At 68.3% G+C, this 21,082-nt stretch carries 23 protein-coding genes; 11 read left to right on the plus strand and 12 right to left on the minus strand.

All coding sequences use genetic code 11. The annotated features are described in order from the left end of the window. Positions 1-4: 4 nt before the first annotated feature. The 3 genes from AC5592_RS14795 (at position 5) to AC5592_RS14805 (ending at position 2,005) form a co-directional block, all read left to right on the plus strand. Positions 5-379 (plus strand): DUF742 domain-containing protein, encoded by a 375-nt coding sequence (locus tag AC5592_RS14795; protein ID WP_051025076.1) that lies wholly within the window; start codon positions 5-7, stop codon positions 377-379. 151 nt (positions 380-530) lie between these two features. Then, positions 531-1,154 carry a GTP-binding protein gene (locus AC5592_RS14800; RefSeq protein WP_228533681.1) on the plus strand — a complete coding sequence of 208 codons (624 nt, stop codon included), beginning with the start codon at positions 531-533 and terminating at the stop codon, positions 1,152-1,154. A 23-nt stretch (positions 1,155-1,177) separates the two neighbouring features. Beyond that, positions 1,178-2,005, plus strand: a complete 828-nt coding sequence (locus AC5592_RS14805; RefSeq protein WP_051025078.1) for an MHYT domain-containing protein — start codon at positions 1,178-1,180, stop codon at positions 2,003-2,005. A gap of 85 nt (positions 2,006-2,090) precedes the next feature. On the opposite strand, the gene AC5592_RS14810 is transcribed toward AC5592_RS14805, so the two are convergent. Further along, positions 2,091-2,741 (minus strand): DUF8020 domain-containing protein, encoded by a 651-nt coding sequence (locus AC5592_RS14810; RefSeq protein WP_036505461.1) that lies wholly within the window; start codon positions 2,739-2,741, stop codon positions 2,091-2,093. Positions 2,742-3,132: 391 nt separating this feature from the next. Here AC5592_RS14810 and AC5592_RS14815 point away from each other — a divergent pair, with 391 nt between their 5' ends. Next, the gene (locus tag AC5592_RS14815; protein ID WP_167331999.1) at positions 3,133-3,558 is read left to right on the plus strand and encodes a hypothetical protein; all 426 of its coding nucleotides are present in this window, start codon (positions 3,133-3,135) and stop codon (positions 3,556-3,558) included. A 262-nt stretch (positions 3,559-3,820) separates the two neighbouring features. Here AC5592_RS14815 and rpmF read toward each other — a convergent pair whose 3' ends face one another. From rpmF to mrf, 3 genes are read right to left on the minus strand one after another with little or no spacing between them, the layout of a single operon-like run. Continuing rightward, entirely contained in the window at positions 3,821-3,994 is a 174-nt protein-coding gene (gene rpmF / locus AC5592_RS14820; protein WP_063006645.1) for a 50S ribosomal protein L32, read from the minus strand. A gap of 1 nt (position 3,995) precedes the next feature. Further along, positions 3,996-4,274 carry a type B 50S ribosomal protein L31 gene (locus AC5592_RS14825; RefSeq protein ID WP_063064502.1) on the minus strand — a complete coding sequence of 93 codons (279 nt, stop codon included), beginning with the start codon at positions 4,272-4,274 and terminating at the stop codon, positions 3,996-3,998. A gap of 4 nt (positions 4,275-4,278) precedes the next feature. Further along, on the minus strand, positions 4,279-5,583 hold the full coding sequence (mrf, locus tag AC5592_RS14830) for a ribosome hibernation factor-recruiting GTPase MRF (RefSeq protein ID WP_063064503.1): 1,305 nt from the start codon (positions 5,581-5,583) through the stop codon (positions 4,279-4,281). A 94-nt stretch (positions 5,584-5,677) separates the two neighbouring features. Here mrf and rpmB point away from each other — a divergent pair, with 94 nt between their 5' ends. The 4 genes from rpmB (at position 5,678) to rpsR (ending at position 6,738) form a co-directional block, all read left to right on the plus strand. Next, positions 5,678-5,914: a 50S ribosomal protein L28 gene (gene rpmB, locus AC5592_RS14835; protein ID WP_036505470.1), complete on the plus strand. Its 237-nt coding sequence runs from the start codon at positions 5,678-5,680 to the stop codon at positions 5,912-5,914. Continuing rightward, the gene (gene rpmG / locus AC5592_RS14840; RefSeq protein WP_063064504.1) at positions 5,914-6,081 is read left to right on the plus strand and encodes a 50S ribosomal protein L33; all 168 of its coding nucleotides are present in this window, start codon (positions 5,914-5,916) and stop codon (positions 6,079-6,081) included. Before rpmB ends, rpmG begins: the two co-directional genes overlap by 1 nt. Continuing rightward, on the plus strand, positions 6,081-6,386 hold the full coding sequence (rpsN, locus tag AC5592_RS14845) for a 30S ribosomal protein S14 (protein ID WP_036505472.1): 306 nt from the start codon (positions 6,081-6,083) through the stop codon (positions 6,384-6,386). Before rpmG ends, rpsN begins: the two co-directional genes overlap by 1 nt. A gap of 97 nt (positions 6,387-6,483) precedes the next feature. Then, positions 6,484-6,738, plus strand: coding sequence for a 30S ribosomal protein S18 (rpsR, locus tag AC5592_RS14850; protein WP_036505473.1), 255 nt, complete (start codon positions 6,484-6,486; stop codon positions 6,736-6,738). Positions 6,739-6,795: 57 nt separating this feature from the next. Here the strand turns inward: rpsR and AC5592_RS14855 are convergent, their stop codons facing one another. Next, positions 6,796-7,353 carry a LysM peptidoglycan-binding domain-containing protein gene (locus tag AC5592_RS14855; RefSeq protein WP_036505475.1) on the minus strand — a complete coding sequence of 186 codons (558 nt, stop codon included), beginning with the start codon at positions 7,351-7,353 and terminating at the stop codon, positions 6,796-6,798. Positions 7,354-7,541: 188 nt separating this feature from the next. On the opposite strand from AC5592_RS14855, the gene AC5592_RS14860 reads away from it, so the two are divergent. Further along, positions 7,542-8,003: a hypothetical protein gene (locus AC5592_RS14860; protein ID WP_063064505.1), complete on the plus strand. Its 462-nt coding sequence runs from the start codon at positions 7,542-7,544 to the stop codon at positions 8,001-8,003. Positions 8,004-8,089: 86 nt separating this feature from the next. On the opposite strand, the gene purH is transcribed toward AC5592_RS14860, so the two are convergent. From purH to sucC, 6 genes are all read right to left on the minus strand, one after another. Further along, positions 8,090-9,679 carry a bifunctional phosphoribosylaminoimidazolecarboxamide formyltransferase/IMP cyclohydrolase gene (gene purH / locus AC5592_RS14865; RefSeq protein WP_036505478.1) on the minus strand — a complete coding sequence of 530 codons (1,590 nt, stop codon included), beginning with the start codon at positions 9,677-9,679 and terminating at the stop codon, positions 8,090-8,092. Continuing rightward, the gene (purN, locus tag AC5592_RS14870) at positions 9,672-10,316 is read right to left on the minus strand and encodes a phosphoribosylglycinamide formyltransferase (RefSeq protein WP_174372337.1); all 645 of its coding nucleotides are present in this window, start codon (positions 10,314-10,316) and stop codon (positions 9,672-9,674) included. Before purN ends, purH begins: the two co-directional genes overlap by 8 nt. 65 nt (positions 10,317-10,381) lie before the next feature. Then, positions 10,382-12,088: a cell division protein PerM gene (locus AC5592_RS14875; RefSeq protein WP_084506679.1), complete on the minus strand. Its 1,707-nt coding sequence runs from the start codon at positions 12,086-12,088 to the stop codon at positions 10,382-10,384. Positions 12,089-12,242: 154 nt separating this feature from the next. Further along, complete coding sequence (locus AC5592_RS14880; RefSeq protein WP_036505480.1) at positions 12,243-13,364, minus strand: DUF5336 domain-containing protein; 1,122 nt, start codon at positions 13,362-13,364, stop codon at positions 12,243-12,245. A 392-nt stretch (positions 13,365-13,756) separates the two neighbouring features. Next, on the minus strand, positions 13,757-14,671 hold the full coding sequence (gene sucD / locus AC5592_RS14885; RefSeq protein WP_036505482.1) for a succinate--CoA ligase subunit alpha: 915 nt from the start codon (positions 14,669-14,671) through the stop codon (positions 13,757-13,759). Positions 14,672-14,686: 15 nt separating this feature from the next. Beyond that, positions 14,687-15,853 (minus strand): ADP-forming succinate--CoA ligase subunit beta, encoded by a 1,167-nt coding sequence (sucC, locus tag AC5592_RS14890; protein WP_036505484.1) that lies wholly within the window; start codon positions 15,851-15,853, stop codon positions 14,687-14,689. 1,128 nt (positions 15,854-16,981) lie between these two features. Here sucC and AC5592_RS14895 point away from each other — a divergent pair. Further along, positions 16,982-17,794, plus strand: a complete 813-nt coding sequence (locus tag AC5592_RS14895; RefSeq protein ID WP_232329359.1) for a M23 family metallopeptidase — start codon at positions 16,982-16,984, stop codon at positions 17,792-17,794. A gap of 95 nt (positions 17,795-17,889) precedes the next feature. Beyond that, complete coding sequence (locus tag AC5592_RS14900) at positions 17,890-18,408, plus strand: GNAT family N-acetyltransferase (protein ID WP_063064506.1); 519 nt, start codon at positions 17,890-17,892, stop codon at positions 18,406-18,408. 24 nt (positions 18,409-18,432) lie between these two features. Here AC5592_RS14900 and pcrA read toward each other — a convergent pair whose 3' ends face one another. Continuing rightward, positions 18,433-20,982 carry a DNA helicase PcrA gene (pcrA, locus tag AC5592_RS14905; protein ID WP_084506681.1) on the minus strand — a complete coding sequence of 850 codons (2,550 nt, stop codon included), beginning with the start codon at positions 20,980-20,982 and terminating at the stop codon, positions 18,433-18,435. Positions 20,983-21,082: the final 100 nt, after the last annotated feature.

Genomic DNA, 21,082 nt, shown 5'->3' on the forward strand with positions numbered 1-21,082 from the left:
TGCGATGTCCAGTTCGTTCGGGGCCGGGTCCGGCCGGCCAACCACTCGCGTCCGTCCTTATGCGCTGACCGCTGGGCGCACCGAACCCGCGGTCGAACTGCCTCTCGAGGCGGTCGTGGAGACACTGCCCTACGCCAATCAATTCGATTGGCCCGCAGGCGATATTCGAACAGATATTCTGCGCCTGGGCGCGGGGCGGCTCTCGGTCGCCGAAATCGCCGCCCATCTGCAACGTCCCCTGGGCATGATCCGGGTGGTGATCGGCGACCTGGTGGTGGCCGGCACACTGCGGGTGCACACCACGCTCAGCGAGGACGCCACATTCGACGAGCGGCGATCCCTGATGGAGAGGACCCTGCGTGGACTCCGTGCCCTTTGACACCGCGGCACCGCCCCTGCACACCGGAGCGCCCTCGACGGCCGAGCGGTATCCGCCCGCGCCGCAGACCGATTCCGCGCAGATCGGACCGCTCGGACCCAATTCCCCGGGCTCGCACCCGCAACCGCCGCTTCCATACCAGAATCCCCCCATGCACTTTCAGAACTCGACGGCTCCGATGCCGCCCCACCCGGAGCTCGACAGCCGCACCGCCTCGACCAAGATCGTGGTCGCGGGCGGGTTCGGCGCCGGGAAGACCACCTTCGTCGGTGCGGTCTCGGAGATCGTGCCGCTGCGCACCGAGGCCATGGTGACCGGCGTATCCGACGGCATCGACGACCTGTCCGCCACCCCGGGCAAGGAAACCACCACGGTGGCCATGGATTTCGGCCGCATCATCCTGCCCGGCAACCTGACGCTGTATCTGTTCGGCACGCCCGGGCAGCGCCGGTTCTGGTTCATGTGGGACGACCTGATCCGCGGTGCGATCGGCGCCGTCGTGCTGGTCGACACACGCCGGATCGAGGACAGCTTCGCCGCGGTCGACTTCTTCGAGGCGCGCGGGCTGCCATTCCTGGTGGCGGTCAACAGGTTTCCGAGCGCACCGCGTTTCCCGGTCGCCGAACTGCGGGAGGCGCTGTCGATCCGCGAGGGCGTGCCGGTGGTCGATATCGACGCCCGGGACGCCGGGGAGGTTCGGCGGGCGCTCGCCGCGGTCACCGAATACGCGATTGCGCGGTTGACCGCCACCCACGCGACGGTGGGACAGAGCTGAGCGGTGCGAGCTGAGGGGAAGCGATGAACTACTTCACCATGGGGTACTGGGTGCTGGGCCTGGCACTCGGGGTTTCCGCGGCCGGCGCGGTCGTCGGACTGGCCTGTGTTCGCCAGTCGACGCTCTCGGTCACCGCGCGGTTCCGGATGGTGTGGCTCACCGCGGCGGCAGTGTCCATCGGCGGCGTCGGCACCTGGCTGGCGGTGTACGTCACCATGCTCGGCGTCGGGGTGTCGTCCGGTGAGATCCGCTACGACATCGCCCGGATGGTCGTGGCGACGGGCGTCGCGGTGGCGGGGGTCCTGGCGGGTCTGGTGATCACGGGCAAGGTGAGCACGCTGGTGCGGGTGATCGGCGGCGGCGTGGTGATGGGCCTCGGCATCGGGATCATGCACCTGCTCGCGATGGGCGCGATCCGAGTGCAGGGATCGGTCGACGTGAACATCTGGATGTCGCTGAGCGCGGGGGCGCTGGCCGTCGCGGCCTCGATCGGTCTGCTGTGGGCCACCACCCGTTTCCACGCGATGCTGCCGTTGGCCGGGGCGGCCGCACTGTATGCGCTGGCGGTCACGGCGATCCACTACCTCGGCCAGGCCGGGGTGCACGTACATCTCGACACCGCGGTCGGCCAGCCCGACGGCGACGATCTGTTCACCCTCTTCGTGCCGGTGTTCGTGATGGGGACGCTGTCGTTGGCGGTCCCGATCACCGCGGTGCTGGTCGCCCCCGACCGCACCGGAACCACCCGCTCGCGGCAGTTGGCACAGGCGGCGAATTCCCCTGCCGGACAGACCGCTTCGCCGGCCGGCAAGGCGCGACCGGCGGTTCGGGCACCGCAGCCGGTGAGCTGAACGAAGTCGCGGCGGCCGGGCCGCGCACAGACGAGAATCGGGGCGGGCCGTACGGCCCGCCCCGATCGCGTTGCGCTACTGGTGATTACCCTTCGGCGGGCGCGTTGATCCGGTTGAAGTACTCGATCGCGACGAGCACGCCGGAGATGCCGCCGACGCCGACCAGACCGGCCGCGGCACCCAGCGGGGCGCCCAGGGCGGCACCGGTCAGGCAGCCGCCGATCCAGCCCGGGACGACCAGGAACGGGGTGCCGAGGACGGCACCGAGCGCACAACCGCCGGCCAGGCCGATCGCGGTGCCGACGAGGGTGCCGATGCTGGTGGCGATACCGAGCTCGTTGATCGCACTCTGGTTGGCCGCGTCGAGATCCGAACGGCTGGCCACATCGTGCAGCATCGGCGCCGGGTGGGCGGCGGCGCGGTCGGTGCTCGGCACCAGGGTGGCCTGGTTACCGTCGATCTGCGCGGCGATCGGGAACTCCAGACCGTCGTGCTGATAGCTCAGCGGAAATCCGGCTACCACCGTGCCCTGGTTGTCGCGGACCTGGAACTCGTTGCCTTCGGTCGTCAGCGACCCCGCGTCGGTCTTCACCACGACGGATTTGTCGACAACGTTTGCCGTGTAATGAATATCGGGGTTGGCGGCCGGAGCCGGAGCTGCGAATGCGGTGCCGGTGGAGATCCCAAGAGCAGCGATGACCAGAGCCGATGTTGCGGCGAACTTCCTGAGCTTCATTCCCTCATACACTTTCTTCAGCAGTTTGCGGCGCCGATACCCTGGCGCCTGAGCTCGAAATCGAAACCCTTAGACAGGCTGTCGTGCACCCATTACGAACACGTAACAAAGGCCGTTAATAAGCCGCCAAGAAGATGCCAGGAATGTTAATAAACTGAAAATTCGGACATTTTCCGGTCGATGAGCGCGGGTCGGCAAACGCTCAGCCGCCCGCGCACCGACGTCTCGGGCCCCCGATATGCGGCACCCGCCGGCCGACCGGCAGCTGTACGGAAACCGCTTCGCCGGGCGTCACCGCGCCGATCTCGGCGCACACCGGAGGAGCTCCGCGAATTACAGTGTGGAGCAGGCATTTCGGCCCGCGGCGGGAGCGATGAGGAAGGTACCGGATGTGACTCCGGAGCAGGAAGCGATATTGCGCGATGTACAGGTGCAGCTGCGCGGTCCGGATTTGGCGGGCTGGCCCCAGCTGGGCGACGACGACGGCACGGACGGCGGCGCCATATCGGAACGGACGGTCGTCGAGGCGCTGGGCGCCGCCCTGCGGCAGATCGCCGAGCTGCGCACCGAGATCGCCGATCTGGAGACGACCGTGCTGGAACTGAGTCGGCAGGCGCCGCCGGCGACCGAACTGCCGTGGCCGCTGTCGCTGGTGGCCGCCCTGCTGGAGAACCCGGCGGCGGTGATCGGCGAGCAGATCGCACGCTGGGAGTCATTGCTCGAGGCGTTGCGGCCGAAGCCGGATGATGCGCCGCAGCCCGGACAGCGAGCGCTGGAAGCGCCGTCACCTCCGCGCGATATGAGTGAACGGCCCTGAAAGTGGCGATGAGCGGGTTCTCCTGTTGCCAGGAGAACCCGCCCTCAGCCACGAGGGTACCGGGGCCGCCTCAGGAAAACAGCGTTTCCGCTGGACTTTTTCCGGCGCCAAAAACCAACCAGCAGTTGGCAATTCACATCACAGCTACCGCCTCGCTAGCGCGATGACACCGATATCCCTGCTGACTCCGATTTATTCGATAACCAATTGGTCGCTCGATTCAGGCAAACGCCACATATTTTCAGCGCCCGAAACCCGTGTCCTACAGCCGGGTCGGGTCGATCAGGCCACGCCGGACGGCGGTGACCAGTCGGCGCGGGATCTTGTGGACGACGCCCCCGACGCTGACCGGCACCAGGTCGGGGGGAGTCGCCTTCCAGTTCGAACGCCGGCTGTGGGTGTTGGCGCGCGACAGTCGTCGCTTCGGCACCGCCATCTCAGTTCTCCCCTCGCGACAAACCGGGACGCGGTGTGCGCCTGCCGTATTTGCGTTCGAATTTCTCCACCCGGCCCTGAGTGTCGAGGACGCGGTGCGCCCCGGTCCAGAACGGGTGGGAGTCCGCGGTGACGTCGACGGTGATCAGCGGATAGCTGTTGCCGTCGGACCATTCGACGGTGCGGGTGCTCGTCGCCGTCGATCGGGTGAGGAAGCGTTTGCCCGTGCTCACATCCTCGAAGACCACCGGGTGGTACTCCGGATGGATCCCTGATTTCATCGCCCTACCTTTCGTTCGGCCGGGATTCGACGCCGCGGCCGCCTGAGTTGTCGGATTCGGTTGTGTCGCAGGGGTCCTCGTGGAACTCGCCGAACGGATCGTCCCAGTGCGCGACCAGATCCGGCGCGTTGCGCAGCAGGATCATCTCGGCCTCGTCGAGCAGCGCCCAGTGCAGCGCGGTGCGGATGTCGTCCGGATTCGCGCCGCAGGTGAGGATCACCAGCGAGATGTCGCGATCACCGAAATCCTCGTCCCAGCGCAGCGCCGCCAGCGCCCGCCGATCGGGGTCGACCGAATCCCGTTCCGCGGGACTCGTGGCCGCCAGCCAAGTTCCGGCATCGCCGACCCGCACTCCGCCGCCGGCGGATTCCAGCCACACCACGCGCTCGGGCTGAGTCGCCAGCCAGATGCGTCCGCGCGCGGTGACCACGCCGTCGAACAGCACATCCATCGCCTCGTGCAGGCGGGTCGGATGGAATGGGCGATCGGTGGCGAATTCGATCAACGCCACACCGTTCTCCTCCGTCAGCGGTGGCCGGCCGCGCAACAACGGTGCGTGCGCGTCGAAGATGCGGCCGCGCCGGGAATCGGCGGGAATGCGGTCGAGCAGCATCTCGATGCGCGCCGCGGCGATATCCCGCCCGTCACCGACCCAGATCGACGGAGCCCGGGGCACCAGCCGATCCACGACCGCCCGCAGTACGTCGCGCTCACCGTCGCCCACCTGGTCCGTACCGAACACCACGAGCGCGTCGGCGAATTCGACCTGCCCGACGGCGAGCTGCGCCACCGTCCGGTCGTCGTCACCGGGGCCGCCCGCCCGTTCGTCGATGGTCTCGTCGCTCAGCGCGTCCGGCAGCCAGCTGCGGGCGTCGAGGCCGGTCACGACCGCTTCGATACGCACATCGCGGGCGGCGGGACCGTCGACGCGACCCACCAGGTCGACCACGGGCACGTTGCCGATCGCATGACACACGGCTTCCGCCTCGAAGGCCGGGTCGAGCGCGATCACGATGCGGTGCACCGAATCTCGTGCCGCCAACCGGCACAGCAGCGGCAGCAGATCGGCGCGCAGCGTGCAGGAGACACAGCCGTGCGCGAGTTCGTGCGCGCTCGCCGTCTCCCGGCCGTCGAGGTGCACCCGGCGGCGCACCACACCCTCGGGCAGTGAGCTCAGATCGTGTCGCACGACGACGGTGCCGGGCGCCGCGCCCAGCAGTCGCGCGAGGTGATCCATACCGTCCGCGACCGGCCCCTGGAAGCCCGCCAGCAGCACGACGGGCGTGCGGCGGTCGGGATGTGACAGCACCGGAACCCCTTTCGATAATGATTTTCATTTGCTCCAGCCACACGGTACAGTCTGCGGCGACCGTTGTCGAAAATGATTTTCAGAAAGGAGCCCCATGTCGGCCCACTGCCAGGTCACCGGTCGCAAGCCGGGCTTCGGTAAGTCCGTCTCGCACTCCCACGTCCGGACCAACCGGCGCTGGGACCCGAACATCCAGCGCAAGACCTACTTCCTGCCCAGCGAGGGCCGCCGCGTCACGCTGCGCGTCTCGGCCAAGGGCATCAAGACCATCGACCGCGACGGGATCGAAGCGGTCGTGGCTCGTATCCGTGCGCGCGGGGACAAGATCTGATGGCGCGCAGCAACGAGATTCGCCCCGTCGTGAAACTGCGGTCGACGGCCGGCACCGGCTACACCTACGTCACCCGCAAGAACCGCCGCAACGACCCCGACCGCATGGTGCTGCGCAAATACGATCCGCTGTTGCGCCGGCACGTCGACTTCCGCGAGGAGCGGTGATGGCGAAGAAATCCAAGATCGCACGCGACGAGCAACGCCGCGCCGTCGTGGCCCGCTACGCCGAACGCCGGGCCGAGCTCAAAGAGTTGATCCGCGATCCGGCCACCGCCGACGATCGCCGGGCGGCAGCACAGCTCGCGCTGCAGCGACTGCCACGTGACGCCAGTCCGGTACGATTGCGCAATCGGGACGCCACCGATGGCCGCCCCCGCGGTCATCTCCGCAAGTTCGGACTATCCCGGGTACGTGTGCGCGAGCTGGCCCACCGAGGGGAGCTGCCCGGTGTACACAAATCGAGTTGGTAGACCATCGCAGATCTCGTCGGAAGGAACCGGCAGGAGCGGTCGGGGCGCCCGCGCGACAGCGTAGGACCAGAGCTCACGCCGAGAAAGGATGGCCCACATGGCAGTCAAGCGAGCACCGTCGAAGCGCATCCGCGCCGAACAGGCCCGGCGGCCCAAGAAGAATCCGCTGATCGCGGCCGGCGTCGAAATCGTCGACTACAAGGATGTGAACCTGCTGCGCACGTTCATCTCCGACCGCGGCAAGATCCGCAGCCGCCGCGTCACCGGGCTCACCCCGCAGCAGCAGCGGCAGGTGGCGGTCGCGGTGAAGAACGCGCGCGAGATGGCGCTGCTGCCGTTCACCAGTAGGTAGCGAACGAACAACGAACGCCCCCGGTGCCGCGGCACCGGGGGCGTTCGCCGTTTCCGGTCACGGAATGGTCAGCAGCTGACCCTCGTTGATGACATCCGGGTTCTCGATGCCGCTCGCCCCGGCGATTTCCAGGTAGCGGTTGCCGTCACCGTAGAACCGTTCCGCGATGGCCCACAGCGTGTCACCGGACTCCACGGTGTAGGTGCGGGGTTCCGGCGCCGGCGGCGGCGGCACCTGCTCGGCCGCGGGTGCGGCGACCGGCTCCTCGACCACGATCGGGTTGTCGGTATTGGTGCCCGACGCCCACAGCGAGGCACCGTCCCGGCCGTACAGGACGAGGTTGCGGTCCGGTTGCACGATCAGATGATCGGCGGCCTGTCCGTTGGTGTCGGTGGCCCATACGGGCCCACTGCCGGAGTACAGCACGAAGTTGCCGTCCTCCTGCAGGACGGCGCGCTCGACGCCACGCTCATGCGTCATGGTCGCCCACACCACGGTGCCGTCGGGCTCGGAAAGCACCAAGTTGCCATCGTTTTGGAGAGTCAGCGTGTACGCGCCGCCCTGAAGGGCCTGACCCAGGCCCAGTTCCTCGCCTACCTGCAACGTGTCGCCCACGCGGTGGATCCTTTCGAGAAGAGGTCGTGTAGATCGGTGATTCGATGGCGCAGAACCGTATTCGCTCATCGTTTGCGAACCCTACTTGTCCCGCCGCGGATTTCGCAGCTGTTACGCGCCGACGTTCGCAGAATGTTCACTGGGACGTGCATCACAGCCGCCGCGCCCCCGCAGATAGGGTGAGGTCCATGGACTCCATCCCCGGACGACGCCGCATCACAGCGGCGGCAATCGCGCTACTCGCACTACCGGCGCTGCTGGTCACCGCATGCGGGAACTCCGACAACGGTGGGGCACAAGCGAATACGACCACGGCCGCGGTCAGCACGCCGACCGAGCAGAACCCGCCGCAACCCGGCCGGATGTTCACCGCCAACTCGGCGATCACCAATCCGCACCCGCTGCCGTTCGACAGCTGGAGCCGGGTGGCCCCGGACCGGATCGCGGTGAACTTCCAGATCGGCTCGCCGGAGTGTTACGGCGTGGACGCGTCCACCACCGAAACCGACACCGCCGTCACCGTCGCCCTGAAGGCCGGCACGCTGCCCGAGGCGGCCGGGCGCATGTGCACCATGATCGCCGTCTTCGGCACCCTGGAGATCCCGCTGAAGAAGCCCCTCGGCGATCGGAAAGTGTTGAGCGCGAACTGATTCGCCGGGCCTGCGGACCGAACGTGTAGAACGACGTCGCCGCCCGCCGGAGGCACCGGCGGGCGGCGACGTTCGTGGTTACTCGATCAGTGCGCGAAGTGGCGCGCCCCGGTGAGATACATCGTGACCCCGGCCTCCCGGCAGGCGTCGATGGTCAGCTGGTCGCGCACCGAACCACCCGGCTGCACAATGGCTTTCACGCCCGCGGCGATCAGCTGCTGCGGACCGTCGGGGAACGGGAAGTAGGCGTCGGAGGCGGCCACCGACCCCTTGGCGCGGTCACCGGCGCGCAGCACCGCCAGATGTACGGCGTCGACGCGGTTGACCTGCCCCATGCCGACACCCACCGAGGCGCCGTCGTGGGCCAGCAGAATCGCATTCGATTTCACGGCACGGCAGGCGCGCCAGGCGAATTCGAGATCGGCGAGGGTTTCGGCATCGGCCGGCTCGCCGGTGGCGAGCGTCCAGTGGGCGGGATCGTCACCGTCCGCGTCGACGATATCGGTCTGCTGCAGCAGCGCCCCACCGCTGATCGGCCGCAGTTCGACGCCACCGCGCCGGGGTTCGTCGGCGATCAGGATGCGCACGTTCTTCTTGCGCTGCAGCACCTCCACCGCGCCGTCGGCATAGCCGGGGGCCACGATGACCTCGGTGAAGATCTCGGCCACCTGTTCGGCCATCTCGACGGTGACCTCGCGGTTGGCCGCGATCACGCCACCGAACGCGCTCACCGGATCACAGGCGTGCGCCTTGCGGTGCGCCTCGGCGATATCGGCGCCGACCGCGATGCCGCACGGATTGGCGTGCTTCACGATGGCCACCGCGGGTTCGGCGTGGTCCCACGCGGCCCGCCAGGCGGCATCGGCATCGGTGTAGTTGTTGTACGACATCTCCTTGCCGTGCACCTGCTTCGCCTGCGCCAGCCCGGCCGGGCCGGAGTCGTTGCGATACAGCGCGGCGGCCTGATGCGGATTCTCGCCGTAGCGCAGCACCGCGTCGCGGGTCCACACACCGCCCATCCACGACGGGAACCGACCGCCCGCAGCCGAATCCGCGGCGTCCTCGGCCGTCAGCACGTTGGTCATCCAGCTCGCGACCGCGACGTCGTAGCTCGCGGTGTGCTGGAAAGCCTTGGCGGCCAGCGTGGTTCGCTCGGCGAGGGTGAAGCCGCCACCGCGCACCGCGGCCAGCACGTCGTCGTAGTCACCGGTGTCGACCACGACCGCGACCGAGGGGTGGTTCTTCGCCGCGGCGCGCACCATCGACGGGCCGCCGATATCGATCTGCTCGACGCATTCGTCGGGGGTGGCGCCGCCGGCGACGGTCTGCGTGAACGGATACAGGTTCACCACCACCAGCTGGAATGCCTCGACGCCCAGCTCCACCAGCTGATCGAGGTGCTCCTGCTTGCGGGTGTCGGCGAGGATGCCGGCGTGCACGCGGGGGTGCAGCGTCTTCACCCGGCCGTCGAGAGTTTCCGGGAAACCGGTGAGGTCTTCGACCTTCGTCACCGGAATTCCGGCGTCGGCGATGCGGGCGGCGGTAGAACCGGTCGACACCAGCTCGACACCGGCGTCGTTCAGTCCGGTGGCCAGCTCGATGAGCCCGGTTTTGTCATAGACGCTCACCAACGCCCTGCGGATCGCCCTGCGTGCACTAACCGGGGCCTCACTCATCTGGGATTACTGCCTTTCGTCCGTCGCAGACAATGCCTCGCGTGGCGACGGCGGCGACGGTGTCCGCCAGCAGCCGACGCTCCACAACTTTGATGCGCTCGTGCAAGCTCGCCTCGTCGTCACCGGGCAGCACCGCGACCGGCTCCTGCGCGAGGATCGGTCCGGTGTCGACACCCGCGTCGACCAGATGCACAGTGGAACCCGTCACCCGCACGCCGTAGGCCAGCGCGTCGCGCACCCCGTGCGCGCCCGGGAACGCCGGCAGCAGCGCGGGATGGGTGTTGATGATCCGGCCCTCGAATCGCTCCAGGAATTTCGGGCCGAACAGGCGCATGAATCCGGCCGACACCACCAGGTCGGGCGCGTAGGCCGCGACGGCGTCGGTGAGCGCGATATCCCAGGCGGACCGATCGGGATGGTCGGCGGGGGCTACCCGGAAGTCCGGGATGCCGGCCCGGGTCGCATGCTCGGTCGCCGCGCAGATCCGGTCCACGCCCACGGCCGCGATCCGCGCCGGATAGTCCGGGCGCTCGGTGGCCGCGATCAGCGATTGCAGCAGTGATCCCGTGCCCGAGGCGAGAACGACGAGGGTCGCAGGCGCGGTCGGAGGGACCAGCTGGGCGGGCGGGGTGGTCAGCGCTCTACTCCCTGTGCGTCGGGGCTGCCGGAGGGCGGCGAACCCGAGGTCCGCCGGGTTAGAGCCTAACGACCGCCCCTGCCGGGGCTCTCCGGCAGGTCACCCTCTACCACTTCGGCGTCGACGATGTCGGAGTTTCCGGCGTCGAATTCGGCGTCCGGATCGGCGTGCGCGGGCGCGAGGTCGTCGTCGAGCAGTTCGCCGTCGACCTCCACGACCTCGGTGGAGACGGTGCGGCGGTAGGCCGGCTGTGGATAGTCGTCCTCGACGGCGACATCGTCCTCGAATTCGTATTCGACGTAGCGCGGGTCGTCGTACAGCTGGTCGATGTAGCCCGGTTCGGCGCGGTCGTCGTAGTAGTCGTCGCGATCGGCGGCGGGGTCGGGGTCGTAGCCGTGATCCCGGTACTCGTCCCGGTCGTCCTCGTCGTCCTCGTCGTGCGAGTAGTCGGTGGGAAGGTACCGGCCGCGCGGCCCGCCGAGATCCACCTCGACCACGGCGGGCGGAATTCCGAGAAACCTTCGCCCACACAGCAATCCGAGGTATCCGGCGACGGTCAGCCAGGCGAAGGTGAGCCCCGCGGTGACCAGCACACCCGGTCCGATCTCCCCGAACGATCCGACCGTGCCACCGGCGAACAGGCCCAGCAGCAACAGCGCGAGCGCGGCGAGCGCCGCCGAGAACACCGTCGCCCACGGGCTGCGCACCTCGTCGGCGGACTCGCGCGCGCAGTCCAGGCCGCCCCGCACGCCGACAGCCGCCGGCACCAGCAGCAACACCGGCCACCAGCCCGCCGCGGGTCCGCTCGGCACCGCCGCGAGCACCGGCAGCGCGGGCACCGGCGCGCCGGCGACCGAGAACACGCTCAGCGCCCCACCGCCGATGTGCACGTCCGCGCCGATCAGCACGCTGGTCGCCGCGATCACGACATTCGGCAGATAGGCCAGCGACAGCACGGTCAGACCGAGGAAACCCGCGATATTGCCCGCGGCCGCGTAGGTGTCACCGATCACCGACCAGTGCAGCACGAACGACACCAGCGTGAGGATCGCCCCGCCGAGCAGCAGGCGCCACAGCGCCCGCACCGCCGCCCGCGCCCCGGCGAAAACCCAGTCCGGCAGCGAGGAGGCGATCCGATCGCGCAGCGCATTGGGCCGGGTGGCGATCCCGGTGACCGCCGCGAGCAGGTGCAGACCCCCCACACAGCAGAAGGCGGTGAGCGTATCGGGCGACTGCAGCGGCACCGCTGTCGCGGCATCCTCGGCCACCGCCAGGCAGACGGCTGTGACCAGCAGCGGGCCCGCGAGCGCGGCGCCGACGATCCAGCCCAGATCGGCGCGTGAGGAGCGCGGCGAGACGGCATGCGCACAGTCGCGCATGGTCAGCCACAACACTCCCGCGGTCGGCAGCAGCGGCAGCAGCCCGAGCGAGGTCTTGCCGACCACGACCGGCACCTGATGCACGGCCAGCCAGCCGGCCGCGATCGCACCGGACGCGCCGGTCATACCGCTACCCGCGGCCAACAGCGTGATCAGTACGAGCGCCACGATGGCGACGACGGTGAAACTCGACGCCCGAGCGGCGATGACGAGCAGCACCTTGGCCCGCTCGGGGCTCAGGGACAGGAATACCGGATCCTCGGGTCCGCCGGCGCCCCTGCCGCCGTGACCGCTTCGCGGCTGGGACGCATCCGCGTTCGGGCGAGCCTGCGCCGGTCTCGTGCCGGCCCGCTGTTCGCGAAGGTCGGCCCATCGGACCAGTGCGGACTTCATAGAACTACCTCGCGGGATCCTGGTTGACTCGTCCGGTTGACTCGCCGAAGCACGACACGACCACCGACATGACAGGGTCTCAGCTGGAAACGGATCGGCGAGTCAGGCGCGCCGTGAAAAGCGCCTGACTCGCCGATCGTCGCGTCGAGCGGATCTACTTCTGGTCGTCCTCGGGACGGAAGGCCTTGGTGGCGTCGGCGGCCGGGTTACCGGTCTGCTCGCCACCGAACGGCTGCGCGCCGGGCTGGCCGGGCTGACCGGTCTGCCCCTGCTGGCCCTGCTGACCGAAGTTCAGCGAACCGTACTGCTGACCGGACTGGCCGGGCTGCTGGCCCGCGGCGCCGAAGTGCTGGGTCGCGGCCTCGTCACCACCGGTCTGCGGGCGCTGACCGTAGGGCGACTGCGCACCCTGCGCGCCGTAACCCTGCTGCGCCTGCTGACCCTGTTGGCCGTAGGGCTGCTGTCCGTACGCGGAGGGCTGCTGACCGTACTGGCCCTGGCCGTACTGCTGACCGTACTGGCCGTAGGCGGCCTGCTGCTGTCCCTGCTGCTGGGCCTGACCCTGTGCCTGGCCGTACTGCTGGCCGTACTGGCCGTAGGCGGCCTGCTGACCGGCCTGGGCCTGACCGTAGGACTGCTGCTGACCCGGCTGGCTCTGGCCGTAGGAGGACTGACCGTAGGCGCTCGCACCGCCGGCAGCCGGGGCGGCGGCCGCCGCGGGCTTCGGCTCGGGCGCGGAGAGGATTCCGCTCTCGAACAGCAGCGCGACCACGGCCGCGGCGAGCTGCACCAGCGCCAGGAAGACCAGGACCCAGGCGGTTCCCGCGGTCTTGTACAGGGTCGGCGTCACGAACGCCTGGAACAGGACACCGAGGAAGCCGGCCGCCGAGGCCGCCGCGACCACCGCGTTCCTGGCCTCCTGCTTGGGCAGCAGCGCGATACCGGCCACCAGACCCGCGAACAGCAGGAGCAGCAGCGGCGCCGTGCCGCCTTCCTGGAACAGGCTCATGCCCTTGTCGGGCTCCTTGGAGCTGTTCATCGCGCCCTCGTCGAAGGTCGAGAAATCGAGGAAGCCCAGGAAGAAGTTGATCACGCCCAGCGCGGCGATTCCAACGGTCAGGTAGAAAGTCAGCCCCTTGGCGCTCAACGCCGAAAGCCCCGAACCGCCGCCGGTACTACCTGTCGGCTGCTGGCCGAAGCTGGGCGCGGACGAGGGTGTGGGCGAGGGCGTCTGATTGGGCGCGTTGTACCCGGATCCCCCGGTCGGGTAGGACATGTGGTCGTCTCCTATCGAGTCCTTCATCGGCTTCAGGCTGAATGCCCTTGACGCTACTGCACTCGAGCGCACCGGTCACGGCCACGACGCCACTGGGGGCAAGCTCGAGAATTCACTATGAACCGCATACCCGGATCGTTCGTGTTGTCACCGAAGACGATCGGAGGTATCGGATGGACGTTTCGGAAATGTTCTGCACGGTGGTGCGGGCGCTGGGCCTGTGCCACCTGTTCCCGGCACCCTGAACGACGGTTGTCCCCTGCCCGGGACAACCGCTGCCGACCCTGCCCGGCAGCACGTCGTTCACCTGCCGAGTGAAAAACGAAGGCCGCCTTGCCGTTACGACAAGGCGGCCTTCGCGCTGTGTCCCGCTGCCGCACGGCAGCGAACGATCAAGCGGTGATCGAAGCCTTCTCCAGGATCTCGCGCGCCAGGGCGGCGGTCTCGGACGGGGTCTTGCCGACCTTCACGCCCGCGGCCTCGAGGGCCTCCTTCTTGGCGGCGGCGGTGCCCGAGGAGCCGGAGACGATGGCGCCGGCGTGGCCCATGGTCTTACCCTCCGGGGCGGTGAAGCCCGCGACGTAGCCGACGACCGGCTTGGTGACGTTGGCCTGGATGTAGGCCGCCGCCCGCTCCTCGGCGTCGCCGCCGATCTCGCCGATCATGACGATGAGCTTGGTCTCCGGGTCCTTCTCGAACGCCTCGATGGCGTCGATGTGGGTGGTGCCGATGACCGGGTCGCCACCGATGCCGATGGAGGTCGAGAAGCCGAAGTCACGCAGCTCGTACATCATCTGGTAGGTCAGGGTGCCCGACTTCGACACCAGGCCGATCGGGCCCTTGCCGGTGATGTTGGCCGGGGTGATGCCCACCAGCGACTCACCCGGGGTGATGATGCCGGGGCAGTTGGGGCCGATGATCCGGGTCTTGTTGCCCTTCTCCACGTTGTAGGCCCACGCGTAGGCGGTGTCCTGCACCGGGATGCCCTCGGTGATGACCACGAGCAGCGGGATCTCCGCGTCGATGGCCTCGATGATGGCGTCCTTGGCGAACTTCGGCGGCACGAAGGCGATCGACACGTCGGCGCCGGTCTCCTTGATGGCCTCGGCGACGGTGCCGAACACCGGCAGCTCGACGTCCGAGCCGTCCTTGGCGGTGTGCGAGACGGTGGTGCCGGCCTTGCGGGCGTTGACGCCACCGACGACCTGGGTGCCCGCCTTCAGCATCAGCGCGGTGTGCTTGGTGCCCTCACCGCCGGTGATGCCCTGGACGATGACCTTGGAGTCCTTGTTCAGGAAGATAGACATGTTGTTTTTCGTCCTTTACTTGGCCGCAGCCAGTTCAGCGGCCTTGTCGGCGCCTTCGTCCATGGTCTGGGCGAGGGTGACCAGCGGGTGGTTGGCATCGACGAGGATCTGGCGACCCTCCTCGACCTTGTTGCCGTCGAGGCGGACGACCAGCGGCTTGTTCGCCTCCGACCCCAGGATCTCCAGGGCCTTGACGATGCCGTTGGCTACCGCGTCACACGCGGTGATGCCGCCGAACACGTTCACGAACACGCTCTTGACCTGCGCGTCGTTGAGGATCACGTCGAGACCGTTGGCCATCACCTCGGCCGAGGCGCCACCACCGATGTCGAGGAAGTTGGCCGGCTTCACGCCGTTGTGCTTCTCACCCGCGTAGGCGACGACGTCCAGGGTCGACATGACCAGGCCGGCGCCGTTGCCGATGATGCCGACCTCACCGTCGAGCTTGACGTAGTTGAGGTCGTTCTCCTTGGCCTTGAGCTCCAGCGGATCGGTGGCGTCACGATCGGCGAACTCGGCGTGGTCGGGGTGGCGGAAGTCGGCGTTCTCGTCCAGGGTGACCTTGCCGTCCAGCGCCAGGATCTCGTTCTCCGGCGTGCGGACCAGCGGGTTCACCTCGACCAGCGTCGCGTCTTCGGCGACGAAGACCTCCCACAGCTTCTGAATGGTCACCGCGGCGGCGTCCAGCACGTCGGCGGGCAGGTGGCCCTGCTCGGCGATCGAACGCGCGAAGGCCAGGTCCACGCCCTTGACGGCGTCGACCGGCACCTTGGCCAGGCGGTCGGGCTTGGTGGCGGCGACCTCTTCGATCTCCATACCGCCCTCGACCGAGCACATGGCCAGGTAGGTGCGGTTGGCGCGATCGAGCAGGAAGGAGATGTAGTACTCCTCCGCGATGTCCTTCGCCTCGGCGACCAGGATCTTCTTGGTGACGTGGCCCTTGATGTCCAGGCCCAGGATGTTGTTCGCGTGGGTGAAGGCGTCGTCCGGGGTGGCGGCGTACTTCACGCCACCGGCCTTACCGCGGCCACCGACCTTGACCTGCGACTTGATCATCACAGGCTTGCCGATTTCGGTCGCGATGGCACGGGCGTCCTCGGCCGAGTCCGTGACGCGGCCCTCCGACGAAGGCACTCCGTGCTTCACGAAGAGTTCCTTCGCCTGATATTCGAAGAGATCCATGTACTCACCGTCTCGTCTGCGTTGTTGTGACAACGACTTTGTTGGCGGCCCGTCGTCGGAAGCGGGTCGAGTCGGACTCTAATCAGTTCGATGTCGCCGAAATCAGCCGCATACAGCCTAAGTGGCGCAGGTCACGAGCGGGCATCCGCCCGGGCAAAACCGCTGGCCAAGGCTACTGGCGAGTAGCTTGCTGACACGCCGCCAGGTAGGGCGGACGATGATCCGAATTGCCACATTGGCTACTACATAGTGTAGTTGTCTGTTCTCACTCGCGTGCCCAGCAGAACGTGAGATATTCCGCGCTCCAGACGTGATCAATGTCACAACTACCCCCTTATCGAGCGGAGCGCTTGCCCACCTGCAATCGTTTCGTTACCGTCGATGCGGTCGATGTCACAGCCAGATCACAGGCGTAACGGGAATACTCGTCACTCGGTCGCCAGGCGCAGCTGGTAGAACACATCGACAGACCCACCCGGATGAGGCCGCGTACACCGCACCGATCAGGAGGACGGCAGGCTTGTTGCAGCACAGTGCTCCGCAGGTAGCGAGCCGTTCTACCGGCGCACCGCGTCCCGCGTCTTCCGGATCCCCCGCGTTACCCGGTCTCGGAGTCCGCCGATGAGCCACGGTCGCCTACAACCTGGGCATCGGCCACAGTCCGCCCGCCGTTACCGCGGCGACGGAGAATCCCTCGACCAACATCCGTACTTCGGTGGTAACCAATCCTTCGGCGGTTACACCGGTTCCCGTTCCGAGGAGCCCGCGGCTCCGCCCGTGCGCAGTATGCCGGGACGTGCCGACAGCTGGATGTCCGCCGGCGCCGGTGCGGCGGGCGCGACCGTCGTCGGCCTCACCGCGACCACCGGGAATTCCACCGAGAACGCCTGGGGCGCAACCGGTTCGGAAGATTCCGGGCAGTGGCAGCCCTGGGGAGCCCAGGCGCGGCCCGACGGTGACTGGACCGCCGATCCGCAGTGGCCACGAACCGACGAATGGGCCGCCGCCGACCCCGGTTTCGATGACGGCCGCGGTGTGCACTACCCCGAGGGCCCCGCCGACTACGACGCCGCCCATTACGACGCCGCCGACGAATACGACGAACCCGCCGGCAGCGAACCGTTCAACCTGGCCCGGCTGCGCAGCTCCTGGAAGCGTGACAGCGCCGACGCCGATGAGGCCGACGCCGACGCGGAAGGCCCCCGCCGCTTCAGCGGTGCGCACCGCGTGCCGACCCCGCCCGCCGCGCTCAAGGGCCGCGCCGCCGTGGTGGCGGTCGCGGCCGGCGCGGTGGTCGCCGCCGGACAGGCCGGAATGGAGTCCGGCAGTCAGCACCACACCGCGACCGCCGACTACGACGCCGCCGGTCAGGTCCACGAAATCGCGGCCCAGGCGGTCAGCACCCAGGCGGGTAATCCGCAGTCGCCGCAGGTTCTCAATGTCGCGCCCGTCGCGGATCTCAGTCAGTTCCAGGACATCCTGCAGCACGGTCAGGAATTCGCCGCCGGACTCGCGGCCCAGGAATCGGCGAAACTGCGCCCCCTGTTCTCCAAATTCGCCAACGGCACCTTCACCTCGGGCTTCGGTAGCCGCTGGGGTGTGCAGCACCTGGGTGTCGACATCGCGGCCCCCATCGGCACCCCGATCTACGCGGTCGAGGACGGCGAAGTGATCAGCGCCGGCCCGGCCTCCGGATTCGGCATGTGGGTCCGCCTGCGGCACGCCGACGGCACCATCACGGTCTACGGTCACGTCGACACCGCTACCGTCTCCGAAGGCCAGCACGTGATGGCCGGCGATCAGATCGCCACCGTCGGCAACCGCGGCTTCTCCACCGGTCCGCACTGCCATTTCGAGGTGTGGCTCAACGGCCAAGACAAGATCGACCCCCTCCCCTGGCTCGCCTCCCGCGGCATCTCCCTCGGCCCCGAGCGCGACTGACGCGTTCCGCCGGGTGTCACCCGCACTCTCTGCCGCCGGGCGGCTGCCTGAGAAAGCCGTTGCCGGTCGATGGGCGCAGCGGTCAATCTTGCGGCATGATCGAAATTCGTGTGGTCGGCGCGGACGACTGGCGGTTGTGGCGGCGGGCTCGACTAGCGGCGCTGGCGGGGGCGCCGGATGCGTTTCGGACGCGGCTGGCGGACTGGCAGGGCGACGGAGACCGGGAAGACCGCTGGCGTGCGCGGTTGAGTATTCCCGGGGCGCACGATCTGCTGGCGTTTCGTCACGGCGAACCGGTGGGAATCGCGAGTGGGGTGCCGGAGCCCGATCATGGTGCGGCCCGGGTGATCTCGATATGGGTCGACCGGTCCGCGCGCGGCCTGGGGGTGGGTGATCTGCTGCTCGGTCGTGTCGAGCGTTGGGCTGCCGAGAACCGATACACCACCCTCCGGCTCGATGTCTTCGCCGACAACGAGCATGCCGTCGCGCTCTACCGCCGCAACGGATTCGAGTTCGAGGCGGAATGTCAGCGCACCGAACAGCTCGCCGTTCTCGATGCGGGCGACCGGGTGGAACGGATCATGGTGAAAGGCATCGTCCCGGCGGGCCGTTGAGCGCGAGGCCGCCGGGACGGCGCCTCAGAGCTTTACCAGGGTCCGGCTGTACTGCGGGATCAGGCGGATCTTGCCGGCGGTGCCGAAATCGATGGTGACCGTGGCGAGGGCGCCGAAACCTTCGGCGGCGACCACGCGGCCGAGACCGTACTTGTCGTCGCTGACACGGTCGCCCACGGCGAGCACCAGGCCGGAGTTGTTGTGCTTGGCGGCGGGCCGGGCGGGACTGCGATCGCGCAGGCCGGGGCGCTGCTGGGACCAGCCGTCACCGCGGGTCCAGTCGCGTTCCAGGCCGTCGTCCTCGCCGCGGCGGCGGAAGCCACGTCCGCCCGACGGCGGAGTCGGTTCCAGCCGTTGCCAATCCATCAGATGCCCCGGAATCTCCTGCAGGAAGCGGGACTCCGGATTCGACACCGCCTGTCCCCAGCCGGAGCGCACCACCGCGCGGCTCAGGTACAGCCGTTTCCGGGCGCGGGTGATGCCGACGTAGGCCAGGCGGCGTTCCTCGGCCAGTTCGGCCGGATCGCCCAGCGCGCGCATGTGCGGGAACTGGCCGTCCTCCCAGCCGGTCACGAACACCACCGGAAACTCCAGGCCCTTCGCGGTGTGCAGGGTCATCAGGGTGACCACGCCGGAACCCTCGTCCGGGATCTGATCGGTATCGGCCACCAGCGAGACCCGTTCCAGGAACGCCGCCAGGGAACCGGGGTCCGGCTCGCCGTCGGCCGCCTCGGGCAGCAGGCCCTCCTCGCGGGCGGCCTCCACATTGTTGCGCGCCTCGGAACTGAATTCCCTTGCCACGCTGACCAATTCGTTGAGGTTGTCCAGCCGGGCGCCGTCCTGCGGATCGTCGGAGGCCTCCAGCTCGGCGCGGTAGCCGGTCTTGTCCAGGACCGCCTCGACGACATTGCCCACATCGGGGAATTCGCTGTCCGCGGTGACGCCGGCGGCGCGGATCTCGTCGAGCAGATCGAGGAAGCCGGCGATCGCACGCTGCGCGCGGGTGATCAACAGCGCCACCTTGCCGTCGGCGGCGTCGCGCAGCGCGGCCGCGAAGCCGATATCGCGCTGTTCGGCGTGCACCGCGACACAGGCTTCGGCGCGGTCACCGATCCCCCGGCGCGGCGTGTTGAGAATGCGGCGCAGGCTCACCGCGTCGTCAGGATTCTCGAGCACGCGCAGGTAGGCGACCACATCGCGGACCTCCTTGCGCTCGTAGAACCGGACGCCGCCGACCACCTTGTAGGGCAGCCCCATGCGGATGAAGATCTCTTCCAGCGCCCGCGAGTTGTTGTTGGTGCGATAGAACACCGCGACATCGCCGTAGTTGTAGTCGCCCTGTTCGACCAGCCGGTCGATCTCGCGCGCGACGAACGACGCCTCGTCGTGTTCGTTGTCGGCGACGTAGCCGACGATCAGATCGCCCTCACCGGAATCGGTCCACAACTTCTTGTCGCGCCGATTCTCGTTGCGGGAGATGAGCGCGTTGGCGGCCGAGAGGATGTGCTGGGTGGAGCGGTAGTTCTGTTCCAGCAGAATCGTTTCCGCGTCCGGGAAATCGCGCTCGAATTCCTCGATGTTGCGGATGGTCGCCCCGCGGAACGCGTAGATGGACTGGTCGGCGTCACCGACCACACACAGCTCGCTGGGCGGCACCGCATCGCCGCGGCGTGCCGGGCTGAATTCCGGATCGGCCGCCTCGGCCCCCGCGTCGGCGTCGGCGAGCTCGTCGGCCGCCGGTCGCACATGATGGCCCACCAGTTCGCGCACCAGCACGTACTGGGCGTGGTTGGTGTCCTGGTACTCGTCGACCAGCACATGCCGGAAGCGACGGCGGTAGTACTCGGCGACCTGCGGGTGGCTCTGCAGGAGCGCGACCGTCTCGCCGATCAGATCGTCGAAGTCGAAGGCGTTGGCCGCGCGCAGCCGCCGCTGATATTCGGTGTAGACCCGGGCGACGATGCCGGGCAGTTCCGTCTCGTCCGATTCCGCGTCCGCCGTGGCCGTTTCGGGGTCGATCAGCTCGTTCTTGAGATTGGAGATGGCGGTCGCGAGCAGTCGCGGCGAATACTTCTTCGGATCCAGATTCTGGTCGCGAATGATCATCGCCAGCAGGCGGCGCGAGTCGTCGGCGTCGTAGATGGAGAAGTTGGAGTTCAACGCGCCGGGCAGCAGATTCGCCTGCATCCGCAGGATGCGCACACAGGAGGAGTGGAAGGTCGACACCCACATGGCGGCGGCGCGCGGACCCACCAGGTCCGTCACGCGCTCGCGCATCTCCGCCGCGGCCTTGTTGGTGAACGTGATGGCCAGGATCTGCCCGGGCGTGACGCCGCGTTCGGCCAGCAGATAGGCGATGCGCCGGGTGAGTACGGCGGTCTTCCCGGAGCCGGCGCCGGCCACGATCAGCAGGGGCGAACCCGCGTGCACAACCGCCGCCCGCTGCTGCGGGTTCAGGCCCTCGAGCAGGCGCTGCGCCTGCTGATCGGCCTGCGCGGACCTGTCCGCACCTCGCGTTGCCGCCGTACCCACCGTTGCCGTCCCCGCCGCTGTTCCCGCCACCGTCGTCTCCATCGTCCATCCACGCTACCGGCGGCCACCGACATGCTGTAGTCCGGCGCGATCTCAGCGCATTCTCACCGACGAGAACTTTGCCTCACTTGCCCCACGTGGC

Origin of the sequence: Nocardia violaceofusca NBRC 14427 (assembly GCF_963869435.1) — a bacterium.
GTDB lineage: Bacteria > Actinomycetota > Actinomycetes > Mycobacteriales > Mycobacteriaceae > Nocardia > Nocardia aobensis.